Annotated in this window: 15 protein-coding genes; 7 read left to right on the top strand and 8 right to left on the bottom strand. The window is 44.1% G+C overall.

What is annotated here, in order from left to right; all coding sequences use genetic code 11:
- From VF412_RS18440 to VF412_RS18415, 6 genes are all read left to right on the top strand, one after another.
- Positions 1–1,227, top strand: a complete 1,227-nt coding sequence (locus VF412_RS18440) for an AgmX/PglI C-terminal domain-containing protein (protein WP_331340743.1) — start codon at positions 1–3, stop codon at positions 1,225–1,227.
- A 41-nt stretch (positions 1,228–1,268) separates the two neighbouring features.
- The gene (locus VF412_RS18435; RefSeq protein WP_331340742.1) at positions 1,269–2,657 is read left to right on the top strand and encodes a hypothetical protein; all 1,389 of its coding nucleotides are present in this window, start codon (positions 1,269–1,271) and stop codon (positions 2,655–2,657) included.
- Entirely contained in the window at positions 2,644–3,390 is a 747-nt protein-coding gene (locus VF412_RS18430) for an outer membrane beta-barrel domain-containing protein (protein ID WP_331340741.1), read from the top strand. The genes VF412_RS18435 and VF412_RS18430 overlap by 14 nt, the downstream gene beginning before the upstream one ends.
- Positions 3,387–4,454, top strand: a complete 1,068-nt coding sequence (locus tag VF412_RS18425) for a hypothetical protein (protein WP_331340740.1) — start codon at positions 3,387–3,389, stop codon at positions 4,452–4,454. The genes VF412_RS18430 and VF412_RS18425 overlap by 4 nt, the downstream gene beginning before the upstream one ends.
- The gene (locus VF412_RS18420) at positions 4,451–5,725 is read left to right on the top strand and encodes a vWA domain-containing protein (RefSeq protein WP_331340739.1); all 1,275 of its coding nucleotides are present in this window, start codon (positions 4,451–4,453) and stop codon (positions 5,723–5,725) included. Before VF412_RS18425 ends, VF412_RS18420 begins: the two co-directional genes overlap by 4 nt.
- Before the next feature lie 84 nt (positions 5,726–5,809).
- Positions 5,810–6,622: a M48 family metallopeptidase gene (locus tag VF412_RS18415; RefSeq protein ID WP_331340738.1), complete on the top strand. Its 813-nt coding sequence runs from the start codon at positions 5,810–5,812 to the stop codon at positions 6,620–6,622.
- Positions 6,623–6,668: 46 nt separating this feature from the next.
- On the opposite strand, the gene VF412_RS18410 is transcribed toward VF412_RS18415, so the two are convergent.
- A complete protein-coding gene (locus VF412_RS18410; RefSeq protein ID WP_331340737.1) occupies positions 6,669–7,304 on the bottom strand; it encodes a YkvA family protein in 636 nt (211 codons plus the stop codon).
- Between the two features lie 314 nt (positions 7,305–7,618).
- Between VF412_RS18410 and VF412_RS18405 the strand changes: the two genes are divergently transcribed.
- Positions 7,619–8,065 (top strand): FixH family protein, encoded by a 447-nt coding sequence (locus VF412_RS18405; RefSeq protein WP_331340736.1) that lies wholly within the window; start codon positions 7,619–7,621, stop codon positions 8,063–8,065.
- A 55-nt stretch (positions 8,066–8,120) separates the two neighbouring features.
- On the opposite strand, the gene msrA is transcribed toward VF412_RS18405, so the two are convergent.
- The 7 genes from msrA to pilB all read right to left on the bottom strand — a co-directional run bounded on the left by msrA (position 8,121) and on the right by pilB (position 16,357).
- Complete coding sequence (gene msrA / locus VF412_RS18400; protein ID WP_331340735.1) at positions 8,121–8,732, bottom strand: peptide-methionine (S)-S-oxide reductase MsrA; 612 nt, start codon at positions 8,730–8,732, stop codon at positions 8,121–8,123.
- Positions 8,733–8,908: 176 nt separating this feature from the next.
- Positions 8,909–9,340, bottom strand: coding sequence for a ferritin-like domain-containing protein (locus VF412_RS18395; protein ID WP_331340734.1), 432 nt, complete (start codon positions 9,338–9,340; stop codon positions 8,909–8,911).
- A gap of 20 nt (positions 9,341–9,360) precedes the next feature.
- Positions 9,361–10,767, bottom strand: coding sequence for a sigma-54 dependent transcriptional regulator (locus VF412_RS18390; RefSeq protein ID WP_331340733.1), 1,407 nt, complete (start codon positions 10,765–10,767; stop codon positions 9,361–9,363).
- A gap of 38 nt (positions 10,768–10,805) precedes the next feature.
- Entirely contained in the window at positions 10,806–12,383 is a 1,578-nt protein-coding gene (locus tag VF412_RS18385; protein WP_331340732.1) for a two-component system sensor histidine kinase NtrB, read from the bottom strand.
- A complete protein-coding gene (locus VF412_RS18380) occupies positions 12,384–13,604 on the bottom strand; it encodes a type II secretion system F family protein (protein WP_331340731.1) in 1,221 nt (406 codons plus the stop codon).
- Complete coding sequence (locus VF412_RS18375) at positions 13,605–14,648, bottom strand: twitching motility protein PilT (RefSeq protein WP_331340730.1); 1,044 nt, start codon at positions 14,646–14,648, stop codon at positions 13,605–13,607.
- Positions 14,648–16,357, bottom strand: coding sequence for a type IV-A pilus assembly ATPase PilB (gene pilB / locus VF412_RS18370; protein ID WP_331340729.1), 1,710 nt, complete (start codon positions 16,355–16,357; stop codon positions 14,648–14,650). Before pilB ends, VF412_RS18375 begins: the two co-directional genes overlap by 1 nt.
- Positions 16,358–16,389 lie beyond the last annotated feature (32 nt).

The raw sequence follows: 16,389 nt of genomic DNA, 5'->3' as shown, positions 1-16,389 counted from the left end.
ATGGGATCAGCAAAGCTTTTAATTTTAGAAAATCAACTAGGCCAGAAGGTTCGTACCTTCGCGGTTGATGCTGAAGCTTTGAATATCGTTTACCTCAAAGACAAACGCCGTGTCGAAGCCTACACTCGTCTTGATTCTTTGGACGATAACAAAGTGGACTACCGTCTTCTGAAACGTGTTGAGATCTCTCAACTGACAGAAGAAGGTTTGGCTCTTGATGGTATTGGCTCTTTGCGCCTTGCAAATGCTAAAGCCGTTAATAGCCCTATTTATAGCCTCCCAGATCAAACGGATGACGAAGAACTTAAGACAATCATTCAAAAGACCACTCTAGGTCATTTGATTGCAGTCTTTGTTTTGATGGCTGGCGCTTGGGTTTGGGCTAATTATTTTAATAAAAAAGATGAAACTCCACTTGTGACGATCGTTATGCCTAAGGAAGAAACTCCTGTAGCAAAACCGGAAAATCGTCCGCACGTGAAAGTTTCTGAGCACAAATTAAAACACACTAATAAATTGGCTCACCAACAAATCAAAAGAACTCTTAAAACAAAAGCTTACCCTGTGAAAACAGCGAAAGCTGTGAATGTAGAGCGCGTAGGTGCTTTGGCTGCTTTGGGTGGTACTCCACACGGCGCTAAAGGTTATGAAGGTCTTGATTCTAAATCCATGAAAGCGATCCGTGCTGCCGGTACTGGCAGTGGCGGCGGCGGAGTTGGTAGTGCTGGTCGAGGCGGCATCAGAGGTTACCTTCCAGGCAACGGCTTGATCGCTGGCAGCGCTGGTCAAGGCGGTCGTGCTCAATCTGCGGGTGGCTACGGCACTCGTGGTGTTGGTGGTGGTAAAGCTGGTTACGGCAAAATGAATATGGTTGGTGGTACATCTGCTGTCAGTCTTCCAATTGACGAGGAAGCAACTGTTGAAGGCGGTTTGGACCGCGACCAAATCATCGCTGTTATTAATCGCAACAAAGGTCAAATCATCTATTGTTACGAAAAAGGTTTGCAAGCGGCTCCAACAATTGGTGGTCGTGTAGCAGTTGATTTTACTATTGGCCCTGCTGGAAGAATCACCATGGCAAAAGTAGCTCAATCTTCGTTGGGTTCAAGCCTTGTTGAGAACTGCATGATTCAAAGAATGCGTACATGGCAGTTCCCTCACCCAGTTGGCAAAGTGAATGTGGATGTTCTTTATCCGTTTGAGTTGACTCGCGTCAGCAGTCGATAAAACGACCTCAAGTCGTTTGCTTGAACAGTTGAGAGGTTTTTATGAATCACATTAAATCGTTTCTTGTCCTTCTTCCTGTCGGTTTGTCACTTGCAGGTTGCGGCGGTTGGAAGAAAGATCCAACTTCAGGTTCTGGCGTTAGCCTTGACGAAGTACGCAAGTACTCTAAAGAGCAGCTAGCAACAGGCCCCGAGAAACCTCGTGTTATCACGAATACTGTGGTTGTAGAAAAACCTGTTCAAGTTGTTAAAGAAGAATCTACGATCGATGACAAGTTCATCGTCATCACCCCAGATTCACAAATGACTTTCAACGAAGGCCAAGAGGCAACTTTCAAAGTTCGCGCTCGCGTGTTGATCCCAGGCGTACAAGTAAAATTGTCTGCGACGGGTCTTCCGGACGGTGCGACTTTGACGACGGCTGGTCAAGAAAAAGATCTTTACAACATCACTTGGAAACCAGCTCTTTATACTGTGCCTTCAAACGCCAGCATGAAGACTTACACTGTGAAATTAACTGCAGAGATCATCGTTGCAGCCGACGCTAAAAACGCAGCTCAACTTAAAGGTCTTGTTCGCGAAAAAGAAATCAACTTGTTCCTTTTCAGAAACCAAGAAGCTCCTTCTGCTTTAACTGTTCAAAGCTTGCCTTCTGAAGTTTCTGAAGGTCAATTGACTCCATTCTCTGTGACAGTGAACGTTCCGGGTATCGATGGTTCTGCTTCCGCAAAACCTCGCTTGGTTGTTAGCTATGATGGCGTTAGCTATACTGCTGGTAACAGCTTCCTTGAACTAGATGGCTCTCGTTATGTGGTTGCCGACTTGAATCAAAAAGATGCTGAGTATCTTGGTGATTCAAAATGGAAGTTCTCTTTGTTATTCGATACAAAGAATATTTCTGTTCAACCGCAATTAGCTAAAGATGGCACTATCATGAAGAATTCTGACGGCACTCGTGTTCGTTTGAGCTTCAAAGCTTACAGCCCTTTCGGTCTTGCGACACCAGAGCAATTAACTCAAATCAAAATCAAATACACGAAGACAATCACAGCTCCTCGCTTTGACTTGTCAGGTCTTGCGCAACAAAGCTTGGAAGTATCTCGCGGTCAAGTTGTGAACTTGAAGTTCGCAGTAGCTTCAGCGGACGCAGCAGCGGCAGTTGCTGTTGAAACGAAAGATTCAACATTGGCTGGTAAGCCTTCAGTTACATGCCAAGCTTCTACAGCTGGAGCGAACAAACAAGACTGTACATTGGCTTGGACAGTTCCTTGTGATGCAGCCTTGGATCAGGTTGCTGGCAGTATCGATATGTCAGCGACCAGCACAGTGAATGGTCGTACTTCTGAAACGACTGCTTATTCTTTGAAAGTTGTTAATGCCACTACTGAGCAAGCACTTTGCTCTACGGAGAAAAAAGATGAAAACAAGTAAGATCATCAGCCTCCTTATCCTTGCAGCTGCTTTCTCTTGGACAAATGTGTCTTTCGCTGCGAGTAATAAAACTGCAAATAAAAATTTGAATGTCACTGAAGACATCGACTCTTTAGGTGGTAATGAAGAGTTAATGGAAATGGCTCAAAACATCAAATCTGAAACACGTTCACGCGTAGTTCAAGAGCGACTTGTGCCAAGAAGAAACCGTGTTGAATTCGGTCTTTCTTACGGCGGCGTTATTGGCGGTGATTCTTATCTTAGAACGCAAAGCGCTGGACTGTCTGTGGACTACCACATCAACCCACGCTGGTCTGTTGGCGCTCGTTATTATGATTACGCCAACAATTTGACCTCAGAAGGTCAACGCGTATTCGACCAAGCTGCTGCTGCTAAAGCTGCTGGTACTCAAGGCTACGCCGTTGATATCGACTATCCTAAAAATGCCATGATGGCCGTTGCGAACTGGTATCCAATCTATGGTAAAACAAGCTTCCTTGATATGGGTGTCACTCAATTTGACCTTTACTTGCTTGCAGGTGGCGGTCAAATCACTCTTTCATCTGGCACAACTGGTCTTGTGACCGCGGGCGTGGGTGTGGCTGCTTGGATTTCGAAACATCTTTCTGCTCGTGCAGAGTTCAGATATCAAACTTATAAAGACAACCCAGTGACTGGTTCACGTCAACTTGATACCGGCGTTGGTACTCTTGGTTTGGGATGGATTTTATGAGCCCAAAATCGTTGATCGCTAGCACCATCATAGTTACTTGCCTTATGTCTATTGCGACTTCCGCAATGGCTGAAGAGCGCTTCTCTGTGGATGCTTGGGGTCAATCTTTTAAGACGGCTGTAAAAGCCAACGACTCCAAAAACCTTGTAAGTCTTTTGGACATGAAGGTTTTAGAGAAGACGGCTCTTGCCTGCTTAGATTGCTCCAACAAAGAAAAGCTAGAAAAAGCTCGTGAACTTTTCGCCAAGAAACAATTCGATGCTTCTTTAGCTTTGTACAATCAGATTCCAAAAGGAACTGACTATTGGTTCCAAGCAGTTGAAGAAAAAGGTTGGAATTACTATCGCCAAAACGATTCTGAAAAAGCCATTGCACAAAGCAAGACTTTGCTAAGCCCTCAGTTTGCCGAAGTGGTGAATCCAGAGTCTTACTTCCTTCAATCTTTGAGTCAGCTGAAAATCTGCGATTACAAAGGGATCTTTGCAACAAACCAAATGTTCAAGGAAAAGCAAAGAGCACGTATCATTGATGTGCAAAACTTGACAAAAACAGGAATGAATAACGCCTTTTCGAATGTGATCGCAAAAACAAATCTTTTGCCTCTTCAGGCAAAGGACTTGGGCGATTCTTTCTTGCACTTACCGATTTTGTACTACAAAGATATGACGCTTCAGTCAGAACTTCTTCGTTATAAAGTTACACAAAAAGCCCTCGAGATCTTGAAGTCTGAAAACAGCACGATGGTGAAACTTCAAGGTTCTTTAGAGCGTATGAACCAAGATGCTATGAGTAAGTTAAAAGCTCGCATGGCAATGTTGGCTCAACAGGAAACCGAAGACACCAAAAAGATCGTTCAAAAATTGAACTTGGTTGAAGTTGAGGCGATTCAAAGAATGCACGCAGATATGGCTTTGAACGATGCAGCTTACAAAAAAGGGAAATTCAAAGAAACAAACGATGACCAGCTCGTTTTCATGGATGACGGACGCCCTTGGATTGATGAACTCGATAAGTTTGAGGTTTCTGCGAAAGCATGTCCTCAAGATATCAGGAGGAAAATGTGAGACACATCCTGGCCCTCTCCATTTATTTAGGTGCATTGGCATTACTAGCGGCATGCAGTCCTGAATCCAAAGGCTTGCAGTCTCAGCCAGTGGTTGAAGAGCAATCTCAACCAGAAATTCCACACTATGATCCAATCGCATCTCAAAAGTTTGATTGGATTCAAGAAGATGGTGGTCAAAGTCAGTTAGACTTTAACCCTCAAGTGGATATTTTGTTCGTGACTGATAACTCGGACAGTATGAAATCTGCCCAGGAAAACTTGGCTCGAAATATCGATCGTTTTACTGAAAGTATCGTTAAGAATAAAATGATCGACTACCACATCGGTGTCGTTTCTTGTTGGGATAGTACCGAACGTTACGCAAAAATGAATAAAGAACCTTTTAAAGTAGGTGATTTGCGTTTTGTGAAAGACCTGAATGGTCGCGCCATCAACAAACGTTTCTTCACAAAAGCAGATGCGACTAAAGATTCTTTGGCTAAAACATTGAACATTGGTGTTTTGGCTTACAACCAAGGTGGACCGGAAATCGAAGAGTTCTTCTCTCCCCTTTCTGCGGCTCTTGAAAACACAGGCCATGGCGCAACGAATGAAGGTTTCTTCCGCGAGAATGCTCAGCTAATCGTTGTCATCATGACTGACGCTGACGACTCTACAAGTCGCGTGAGTCCTGAAGAGATGGCTAAAACTTTGGTTGATTTCAAAGGCGGCAAACAAGATAAAGTCGCTGTTTATGGAGTTCTAGTGAATGCAAAAGATCCAGATTCTAAAAAAGACTGGGACTTGCGTATTCATCCGAAATATCACCCAGAATGCTTCGACATGACCGGCAAAACACCTAAGAATAACGGGAAATGCACTGGATTTGGTCCAGACCGTTTGGAGCAATTCGTTGTCGCTGCCAACGTGAATTCGGGAACTCCAGATCAGATTCGCTCGAAATATATCATGGATATCACAAGCACAGATTTTGGTGCGGGCCTTGCGAAAATGGGTAACGACATCACTGTGAAAACTTTGGCGAAAGAAATTTTCTTGAGCCAGCGTCCTCGCGTCAACGATCAAGGTCAATTGATGGTTCGCGTTCGTTACGGAACAGAGAAAGACCTTGCTTCCGGAAAAGCTCAAGTCATCCCGCAAAAAGCCATTGGTGGTTGGTTGTATGACCCAGAGAATAACTCCGTGCATTTATCAGGAGATATCAAATACAACTATCAAGACGGCGCACGTTTCGCGGTTGATCTGATTCCTTTGACTCTGAAGCAGTAATTTTTCTGCAGATTCGCATGATGCAATGACACACCCAAAGGCTAGGATTTTGACAATCCTGGCCTTTGTTGCAATTCTACGGTCATGAAAACTCAACTCAAAATTTCTATTTTTATTTTATCTACAGTCGCATTCACCGGCTGCGCAACAACCACGGAACAAGGTGCTACTGGTGTGAACCGATCGCAATTTACTTGGGGAGTCTCTTCTGAAGAGATCGATCAAGAGGCTGCAAAAAGCTATGAGGCTACTAAAAAGGAAGCCCAGGCAAAGCATGCTTTAGATGTGAATAGAGATGAACTTCGTCGTGTGACTGAAATCTCTAAGCGCTTGATTCCACAGACAGCCATCTTCCGTAAGGATGCCCTTCAATGGAAGTGGGAAGTTCACGTGATTTCTAGTAAAGAACTGAATGCTTATTGCATGCCTGGCGGTAAAATCATTTTCTACTCGGGACTGATTGAACAACTCAAGATGACAGATGGCGAGATCGCAGCAGTTATGGGACATGAAATTTCTCACGCTTTACGCGAACATGGTCGCGAAAGAATGGCCGAAGAACTGGCGAAGCAAAAAGGCTTAGGCCTTCTTTCCGCAAGTGGTGCTGTTCAAGCTCCTTATGTAAATGCCATTGGTTTGGCTTCTAATTACATCTTCACACTCCCCCACAGTCGCACTCAAGAGTCCGAAGCAGATACTATGGGTGTCGAGCTTATGGCTCGCGCGGGATACAATCCTCAAGAAGCGATGAATCTTTGGAAGAAGATGGGCGCCGTTGGTGGCGACAAACCGCCTGAGTTATTGAGCACCCACCCTGCCGATGAGACGCGCTTAAAGCATATTGCGTCTTTGATGCCGAAAGTGATGCCTCTGTACGAGCAAGCATCGAAGAAATAAAAAAGGGACCTTACGGGTCCCTTTTTTGGTTTCTATTTTCGAGTTATTAGCTCTTGAATGGCTTATGTGCTCTAAGATAGTAATCAACCGCGATCGTAAGAACAGCGATATCATCTAGGAACCCAACACCAGGAATAGCATCTGGAATGAAATCAAATGGGAATAACAAATAGAACAAAGCCCCAATTGCTACGTATTTATGAGTTCTTTGTACATCAGTTGATTTCAAAACATTCCATAGCGTAGAAATTTTCTCGGCAAAACTTGTGCTCTTGCCTTCGTATTCTTTCAATTTCTCTTCATTGTTTTGGATGTAAGAAAGACTTTCTTCCTTCTGACCCAACTTCAAGCAAAGATCTACAGTCCCCTCTTCGTCCTGCAAGCCCTTTTCGAACTGCTCAACAGAAAGATCCATCATCATGAACGAGTTCTTCGTACTCAAAGTTTGCATGAAGTCATAGGACTCCAAAACAATCTCATTTTCCTTTGGCAGAAGACCATCACGTACCAAAGTTAAAATACCTTGGTGAAGATTGGTTTCATACTGAGATGGGATTTTATACGTAATTGGTTTTTTCAACCAGCGACGCAATGTCATGTTGGAGACTTGGAAGTAGCCTGCTAGGCGTTCCGGGCTCAAACCAGTATCTTTAATAAGTTTGCTAATTTGATTTACCTTCATAGTCGTCATTCTACCTGATCCACCTCGATAATCAAAGCGCGTATTAAAAAAAGTTTAACTCTTTCAATAAGTCACTTTTGTTAACTATCCCTATAGAATCACTTGGTTTTCATGAAAACCGCACCCTGCAAGGATTTGCAGTCAAAGTGGGGTCAAAATTCCTTTTAACTTCACGAGAGTCGTTATGCGCTATTTGAGAGTGAATTTCCATCAGATCACAATGTTTGGAGTGCGCATCTCTTTGTTGCACCTCCCTTTTCTTTCTCGACGATGTGACTTCTTTTCGATAAATCCCTCCCTATCAGGAGTTCATTATGAAAGCATTTGTTGTTGTATGTTTATCTTCTCTATTGGCGTTCTCTGCCTTTGCTCACGACGGTCACGACGACGGCGGCGACGCAACCACAACAAGCCCTCATAAAGGCGATCACACGGGCGAGTTCTGCACTGATGCGAGCCAAACTATTTGCGCACATTTGCACTTCCTAGCAGATGTGAACACTTCAACAGAAGGATCTTTCGTCGCGCATATTGAAACTCCGGACAATCAGCCGATTAACAACTTCAAAATTGATATGTGGATGCAGATGGGTAGCCACGGCCATGGTTCTGCGCCTTTCGAAGTTGCTGATAATGGTCAGAACCACTACACAATCACAAATGCATGGTTTGTAATGCCTGGCACTTGGACAGTTCGCATTGATTTTGATTTCAACGGTGTTCACCAACACATTGAAATTCCAGTGACTGCGGCTCAGTAATTTTTTGAATTTAACGTGAAAGAAAAAAGCCCGGATATCCCGGGCTTTTTTCTTTTTAAAATTGGAAGTTTCTTAAGTAGTGATCGTTGTAGCCATTCGGATTTTTCACGAGATACTTCTGATGATAATCCTCAGCAGGATAAAACTTTTTTGCAGACTCTAACTTAGTGACGACGGGACCTGGCCACTTCTTCGAATCATTGACGAGCTTCATGACTTTCTCGGCGGTCTGCTTTTGCTGAGCGTTCAGATAGAAAATCTCCGAACGATACTGCGTGCCCACGTCATTTCCCTGACGATTCATTGATGTCGGATCATGCATACGGAAGAATATCTTTAGCACATCCTCGTAAGAGATTTTATTCGGATCAAATTCCAGTTTCAAAGATTCCGCATGCCCTGTGGAGCCGCTGCTGACATCTTCATAACTTGGATTCACCTTGGTGCCACCCGTGTAGCCGACTTCGGTAGAGACAACTCCTGGTATCTTTCTAAAAACCTCTTCCATACCCCAGAAACATCCACCAGCAAGAATCGCCGTTTGCGTTGTGGGCACCTTATCCTGCATTTTAGATGATTTACCTGGGGTCATTTTCGCAAGGGCTGTAGATGCCACCAGGCTTGAAAGAATAAGACTTAGCTTTAAACTCTTAGATAGGAATCCCACAAAGGCCTCCGAGCGCTTTGGCGCTTTTAAAGATGGTTCAATACTACCTTCGCTCAAGTCAGGCTGAAAGTTACAGCTTCGGGATTAAAATTTTTCTCGGATTGAGAACTGAATTTTTGACATAAAAAAACCACGCTTTTAAGGGCGTGGTTTCGAATTCCAATTTTCAATCCATCTTAATGAGTTGTATCGAGCATCTTCATGCATTCTTCAATATGCTCTGTCTCGTTGCGGATTTGTTCACGCACAAGCTCTTCAAGAGCGATGTCGTCACCTACGTGTCTCAAAAGCTCTTTGTATTTATCAAGGGCTCTTTCTTCAAACTCTAGGCTTTCTTTCAAGATATCTAAAACTTTATGTGTTTTAGTTTCAGGAACCGGGCTTACTTTCAAAGAGGGATGACCGCCCAATGCCGTGATCTTTTCACCTATCAAAGAAGCATGTGCATAACCTTCATTTGCTTGATCGTGGAACCACTTCACGATTGGAATACGATTAGGTCCTTTGATCATCAAGGCATAGTGAAGATAGCGGACAACGGCAGAGATCTCCATTTCGATGATCTCATTCAAAAGTCCGATGATTTTCTTGTTGTCTTTAGATCCCATTTTCAACCCTCTTCACTCAATTATTCGTCATCAAGTTCATCGTCACCCACAACACCAAGATTATATTTCTCGATGCGGTAGCGCATAGAACGGAAAGAAATATGAAGAAGTTTGGCCGCTCTCTTTTTCACACCGCCTGCGGCATGGATTGCTTTTACCAAAAGCTCTTTTTCAATTTGTCCCATGACCTTATCCAAATCAACGCCATCGTCACCGATTTCGATTTCATTGGAAGAAGCCATTTTACGACCTGAAGATGTATTCACCATCGGGGGTAATGACTCTGGAAGAATCGTTGCGCCACCTTCAAGCGCCACAGTGCGCTCGATCAAGTTTTCAAGCTCACGCACGTTACCTGGGTAATCGTACTTTTTCAAAATCTCCATAGCTTCAGTGCTGATCGCACCGATGTTTTTTCCCAAACGCTCGTTGTACTTTTTTAAGAAGTGATTCGCGAGCAATGGCACGTCTTCGCGACGCTCACGAAGACCCGGAGTTCTGATATTGATAACGTTCAAACGGTAGAACAAATCTTGACGGAAAGTTCCTTTAGAAACCATCTCTTCAAGATTTCTATTTGTCGCAGCGATGATACGAACATCGACTTTCATGTCTTCAGTCGCACCTACTCTGCGGATCACACGTTCTTGGATCGCACGAAGTAATTTTACTTGGATCGTCAATGGCAACTCACCGACCTCATCAAGGAACAATGTACCGCCGTCGGCAACTTCGAAAAGACCCGCTTTATCAGCCACAGCCCCCGTGAAGGAACCTTTTTTGTGACCGAACATTTCTGATTCCATTAAATTTTCCGGAATCGCACCGCAGTTCACTGTGACAAACGGTTTGTCTTTCAACGGACCGTTGTAGTGAATCGCTTTTGCAACGACCTCTTTACCGGTACCAGATTCCCCTGTGATCAAAACGTTAGTTGGCGTTTGAGATACACGCTTAACCATATCGTAGATCGCATGCATCGCTGGCGAGTTACCAACCATGTTTTGAAAAGAGTATTCTTTCACCAACTCTTTTTTAAGAGTTCTATTTTCTACTTCAAGGTTTCTAGAACGAAGAGCATTTTGGATGTTCATGCGAACTTCGTCGATTTTGAAAGGCTTCGTCAAATAGTCATACGCGCCCATCTTCATCGCTTCAACAGCTGTTTCAGTTGTACCGAATGCTGTGATCAACATAAACACTGTATCAGGATAAGTTTCCTTTACGTGTTTCAAAAGTTCGATACCAGTAACGTGCGGCATCTGAAGATCTGAAATGATCATGTCGAAAGTTTTTTTCGTAAGAAGGTCTTTCGCTTTTTGGCCGTCTTCAGCCAAAGTCACTTCATAGCCTTCTTTTTTAAGCATGATCTCTAAAAACTCGCGTATTGATTCTTCGTCATCGACGACTAGAATTCTCGACTTCATGTGTGCGCTCCCACGTCCTGTGTATAGACGTTATTCTCTCAGTTAGCCTTAGGGAATGTCAAAATAAACTCAGTGCCTACACCTTGTTCACTTTCTACGAAGACCTGTGCACCATGACCCTCTAAAATCTTATGAGTCACAGCTAGACCAAGGCCTGTGCCTTTAGGTTTCGTCGTATGAAAAGGTTCGAACATTTTCTTTTTCGTTGTTTCACTCATACCACATCCGGTATCACGAATGCGGATTTGCAATTTTCCATTCTCATCTTGAGCCTTCACGATGAGCTTTGGACTTTGTGCTTCATTCATTGCTTGATAAGAATTCAAAACAATATTCAAGAAGACTTGTTTTAATTTATCCCTGCGACCTAAAATTTTCAAATCCGAACCAAACTCCCGGATCTGTTGAACGTCAGCTCTGACTTTTGTGTCAGCTTTGATCGCATCAAGAACCTCACCCAACAACGGGCCTAAATCCACAGGATCCGTCGGTGGAGTCTCGGGACGTGCGTAATCCAAGAACTCTGTAATTAAGTTGTTCAAGCGATCAATTTCTCGCAGAACGATCTTCATCAATTTGCGGTCATCTTCGCTACTTACTGTTTGTGTCAGCATTTCGATACTTCCGCTGATACCCGCCAAAGGATTGCGAATCTCATGGGCGATACCTGCTGCCAATCCACCTACCGCTGCCAATTTTTCATTCTGTCGTGCTGAATATTCTAATTGGCGAACTTTAGTTAGGTCATCGAAAAGAGCGATAGACAGATTCGATTGAAGTTCAGGGCTATAAATCTTTGAAATCGTCATGCCCAAAATTTTTGGATCCTGATCTGCAGCCACCGAATAGCGAACATCACCTTTAAAAAGATTTTGCCCGTTGGTTTTTACTTCTGGAAAAAGTTCGAACCAATTTGTTGCCAGAGCATTTTTCTCTAGAATCGCTAAGGCTGAAGAGTTGGCCTGCACCACTTCACCATTATCGGTGAATGACAACATTCCCGATGGAATATTGTCGATCAAAACTTGATTTAGCTCTTGGGCGGAACGAAGACTCAAGCCTGTTTTCTTAAGTTCCTTGCCAACTGTTTGAAGCTGTTCACTGAGATAACCGGCAAGACCTGCCACCGAAAAGAAAGCGATATTATTTAAAGCCAGCAAGAAAAAGAAATTAAGCGCCTTCATTTCCGGCGAGAACACCGCCGCCGCCGTAAAGAAAATGCTTGAAAACAAAGCCAGTGTCATGGCTCCGACACCACGGCACGCGATCCCAGCAAGAAGGATGTTTACCAAGTGCAAGAACATGAATAGAGATTGATTCAACCCGAAGTAGTAAATCAATAGCGAGATGAAAAGTGAATCAAGAACAAATCCAATGAACAACCACAAAGGCTTTTTAATTAGCCGATTCCAATTGGCAATCCAAACAATGTGGAGCCCTAGTGCTAAGGTCAGAATCCCATAAAAAGGGGCCAGCACAGCCCAGTTAATGAAACTGCCTTGTGCCACAGTGGAAACAACGCTGACCGCCAGAATCAGAATAAAAAGGCTGACTCTGACAAATTCAACTGTCAGCCCCTGATTTTTACTGTTCTGAAGCGCATAGCTAAGACGCATCTACTGGATCGCTCCGGCCATATTGAAAATTGGAAGATACATTGCGATAACAAGAATCGCGATGATACCACCTAAGACCACCATCAAAAGTGGTTCAAGAAGTGACGTCATGGCTTTTACGGCTGTTTCGACTTCATCTTCATAGAAATCAGCAATCTTACCTAACATTACGTCCAAGGTACCCGACTGCTCACCGATCGAAATCATTTGTACAACCATCTCAGGAAATGCTTTTTCTTTTGCTAAGGGGGCCGCGAAAGTACGCCCCGCTGTCACTGACTCTTTACAACGAAGCAGGGCTTGCTCAACAACGACGTTACCAGATGTTTTAGCCGAAATATCGATGGCTTCAATCAAACCCACACCTGATGAAAGCAAAGTTCCCAAAGTTCTTGTCAAACGGGCGATGGCAGATTTCTGCACAACCTCACCAAAAACAGGGGCTTTGAAAATCACACGGTCAAAAGTATCTCTGCCTTCTGGAGTTTTAATATATTGAGACAGTGCGATGGGACCACCAACTGCAATACCAAGATATAAATACCAGTGATTCGTCAGCGAGTGACTGAGGTTCACCACCATTTGAGTAAGCATCGGCGGCTTTTGCCCCGACGATGCAAAGAATTCCATAAATTTAGGGATGATAAAAACAAGAATACCGGCAATAACGATAATAGCTACGATGATGATAACAATCGGATAAACCAAAGCACCTTTGACTTGGCCTTTAAGTTTTTCAGATTTTTCCATATAACTCGCAAGACGTTGAAGGATACCATCCAAGATACCGGCTTCCTCACCTGCCTGAATCATATTGCAATAAAGCTTATCGAATACATTTGGCACCTGAGCCATGGAGTCTGCAAGACGACGGCCGCCTTCAATGGATGTCTTTACTTGCGCCGAAGCCTCTTTGAGAAGGCCAGGACGAAGTCCCTCAGATAAAATCTTAAGTGAATCCACAACAGGAATACCAGCATTGATCAGCGTTGCAAACTGACGCGTAAAAATTTGTAAATCACGTCCCTTCACTCGAGGTGAAAAAAAAGAAATATTTCCACCCTTACCTGCAGAGGAAGAACGTCCTCCTGCAGAAAGACGAACTGGCAACAGTTGTTGAGCACGAAGACGAATGATGGCCTCTTGTTGATTGCCCGCTTCGATTTCACCCTGGACCATCTGGCCCGCAGAGTTTTTTGCCTGGTAACTAAACTTCGCCATCTAGATTCCCACCTTTTTCAAAAGGGAATCCAAACCATCTGGATCACGGGAAGTCTCAAATGCTGTTTTTAGATCCACACGACGACGGATCAAATGTTGAAGCAATGACTGATTCAACGTCAAAAGACCCGAGTTTTCAGGAGCCGTTTGCAGAAGGGATTCAATTCCCTTCATATTTTCTGACTCTACGAAATCACGAATCTGTGGCTTTACCAAAAGCACTTCATGAGCGTAAACACGCTCGCCACCAAGACCTGGCATTGAATATTGACCGAATGCCATACTCAATACTTCCGCGAAGCGAGGTGCACCGTGTTCGTCAAATTTTTCTGACAAAACAGCCAAGCAACGACGAAGTGCATTCGGCAATGAAGGCGCTTTCATCGAATAAATCACGAAAACGCCGCGTTCAGCTAGAGCCAACGCATCTAAGAAACTGTCTTCATCGGAATAACCATCGAAGACAACCATATCCACACCGGCAAGCAAACTTTCACGCTCTTCACGACGGGCAAAAATGCCGTTGTGATAAAGAAAACTTGCTTTTACCTCGCGAACCTGCGGAAAGGCTTTTGGAGAAAACACCACGCCCAGGAAAGATTTTTCTTCGCCCATTTTTTGTAAAATCTTATGCAAAGAAGTCACCTGACCGGACTCGCCAGGGCCTGAAAAGATACAAAGACCTTTCATGCGAAGGCAGGACTCCATCACACTTGCTGGAACTTGAATATCTTGGCGAGAGCCATCGATATCCAAATCTAAAACAGCTTTCATCGTCGTATCTTGCTGAAAGAACGAAAATCCAATGCGCAGGTTTTCAAAAGACGTTTCACCTTGAACAACACCTGTCGTTTCAAGGACCGCTTTTTGCGTGTTATCCAAAAAACTTTGTTGAAGAAGATTCCACTCTGTCATCAAGCCTGGGGATGTTCTAAGACTCTCCCAACCTGTGGCTGCGCGTGCACGAGGCTCACTGCCGACAATAAATAGAAACTCTTGTGCCTTCTTGGCTTTTGCTTGCATGAGAAGTTCTGTCAAACTCATTAGATGTCCTTCACTGATGCATTTAAGACTTCTTCAATTGTTGTCACACCACGTTTTAATTTCAAAAGAGCACTTCGACGAAGAGTTCTCATGCCTTGTTCACGGCAGAGATAGCGAAGCTGTCCTGTAGAGGCTCCTTTTAAGATCGCCTCTTTCATTTTCTCGGTCATGCTCATCAACTCATAAATCGCAGCACGACCTTTGATGCCTGTCCCGTTACAGTTCGCGCAACCTTTGCCGCGGAACAATTTATAGTCACCCACTTCATTCGCTGGGACACCAAGATTGATCAAAGTTTGCGCGGGAACTTCCACCGGAGCTTTACAAGATTCACACACCCGTCCGACAAGACGTTGTGCCACGATCAAATTCACTGTTGATGTGATGATATAAGGAGCCACACCCATTTCGGTCAGACGAATCACCGTCGACGGAGCATCGTTGGTATGCAATGTACTCACAACCAAGTGCCCTGTAGAAGCCGCTTTAAATGCGATCTCGGCAGTTTCAAGGTCACGAATCTCCCCCACCATGACGACATCAGGGTCTTGACGAAGAAAGGACTTCAAGGCATTCGAAAAGTTCAGATCAATATCAGGATTCATTTGAACCTGATTGATACCTTCTAAGTTAAATTCCACTGGATCTTCCGCTGTGGAAATGTTCACGTCGATTTGGTTGAGCTCTGCCAGAGCGGAATAAATAGTTGTTGTCTTACCAGAACCTGTTGGTCCCGTGATCAATACCATTCCTTGAGGAAGATGAATATTCGCTTTAAAGATCTTCAAATCGTCTTCTTCGAAGCCGAGCTTTGTCATGTCTAACTGCAAATTGGATTTATCCAGCAAACGCAGAACGACTTTTTCACCCCACATGGTCGGCAGAACGCTGACCCGGAAGTCCATCTCTTTCCCTTTTGTGGTACGTACTTTTAGACGACCATCCTGGGGACGACGTTTTTCTGCGATATCTAGTTTCGACATAATTTTAATACGGGAAGCAATGGCTGCTGCCGTCCCCGCCGGAGGAGCTGTGGCTTCAACCAAGTTACCGTCGATGCGGAAACGCACACGATATTTTTTCTCGTAAGGTTCAAAGTGAATATCTGAAACTCTCTTACGAATAGCATCAGCTAGAATCGAGTTTACGAATTTTACGATCGGAGCATCATCTCCACCGCCATCGTTATCGATGATCTCTGCTGTGGGAGCCCCCGTGAAGCTGAACTCCTCATCAAGACCATCACCGCCCGGAATGGAATTCAAAGACTTCATATTAATACTACCGCCATAGTATTTTTCAATCGCGGCAGTGATTGCACTTTCAGTTCCTACAACTGCCTGAATGCGGCAGCGAGCGATGAAGCGCAAATCTTCCTTCACCATAATATTACTAGGATCAGCAAACGCGACAACCAACGTACTTCCCGCACGTTGCAGTGGAATCAGGGTATGCTTTTCACAAAGATCACGGGGCACAAGAGAAAGAACACCTTGATCAATCTCAAAGGTGTTCACTTCCACACCAGGAACGGCGTAATGTTTTTCCAACGCACGAAGAATTTGATTTTCTTTAAGAAATCCGAGTTGAACAATAGATGTCGTAAGCTTCTGCCCTGACTTTTTTTGCTCCTCAACAGCCGCAGCAAATTGATCGGGTTTCAACAAACCCTGTTTAACTAAGATTTCCCCAATTTTGAGTGAAGACATTGTGGCTCCCCAGCTATAACCTTAATACAGGG

The organism is Bdellovibrio sp. (genome assembly GCF_036384735.1).
Taxonomy (GTDB): Bacteria; Bdellovibrionota; Bdellovibrionia; order Bdellovibrionales; family Bdellovibrionaceae; genus Bdellovibrio.
Note: the sequence above shows the minus strand (reverse complement) of the source record. Positions and strands in the feature narration are given on the sequence as shown.

Coding starts and splice junctions, on each gene's coding strand:
- VF412_RS18440 (WP_331340743.1), top strand. CDS start 1: ATGGGATCAGCAAAGCTTTTAATTTTAGAAAATCAACTAGGCCAGAAG.
- VF412_RS18405 (WP_331340736.1), top strand. CDS start 7,619: ATGAAAGCATTTGTTGTTGTATGTTTATCTTCTCTATTGGCGTTCTCT.
- VF412_RS18395 (WP_331340734.1), bottom strand. CDS start 9,340: ATGGGATCTAAAGACAACAAGAAAATCATCGGACTTTTGAATGAGATC.
- VF412_RS18435 (WP_331340742.1), top strand. CDS start 1,269: ATGAATCACATTAAATCGTTTCTTGTCCTTCTTCCTGTCGGTTTGTCA.
- VF412_RS18430 (WP_331340741.1), top strand. CDS start 2,644: ATGAAAACAAGTAAGATCATCAGCCTCCTTATCCTTGCAGCTGCTTTC.
- VF412_RS18375 (WP_331340730.1), bottom strand. CDS start 14,648: ATGAGTTTGACAGAACTTCTCATGCAAGCAAAAGCCAAGAAGGCACAA.
- VF412_RS18385 (WP_331340732.1), bottom strand. CDS start 12,383: ATGCGTCTTAGCTATGCGCTTCAGAACAGTAAAAATCAGGGGCTGACA.
- VF412_RS18425 (WP_331340740.1), top strand. CDS start 3,387: ATGAGCCCAAAATCGTTGATCGCTAGCACCATCATAGTTACTTGCCTT.
- VF412_RS18390 (WP_331340733.1), bottom strand. CDS start 10,767: ATGAAGTCGAGAATTCTAGTCGTCGATGACGAAGAATCAATACGCGAG.
- VF412_RS18380 (WP_331340731.1), bottom strand. CDS start 13,604: ATGGCGAAGTTTAGTTACCAGGCAAAAAACTCTGCGGGCCAGATGGTC.
- VF412_RS18415 (WP_331340738.1), top strand. CDS start 5,810: ATGAAAACTCAACTCAAAATTTCTATTTTTATTTTATCTACAGTCGCA.
- pilB (WP_331340729.1), bottom strand. CDS start 16,357: ATGTCTTCACTCAAAATTGGGGAAATCTTAGTTAAACAGGGTTTGTTG.
- VF412_RS18410 (WP_331340737.1), bottom strand. CDS start 7,304: ATGAAGGTAAATCAAATTAGCAAACTTATTAAAGATACTGGTTTGAGC.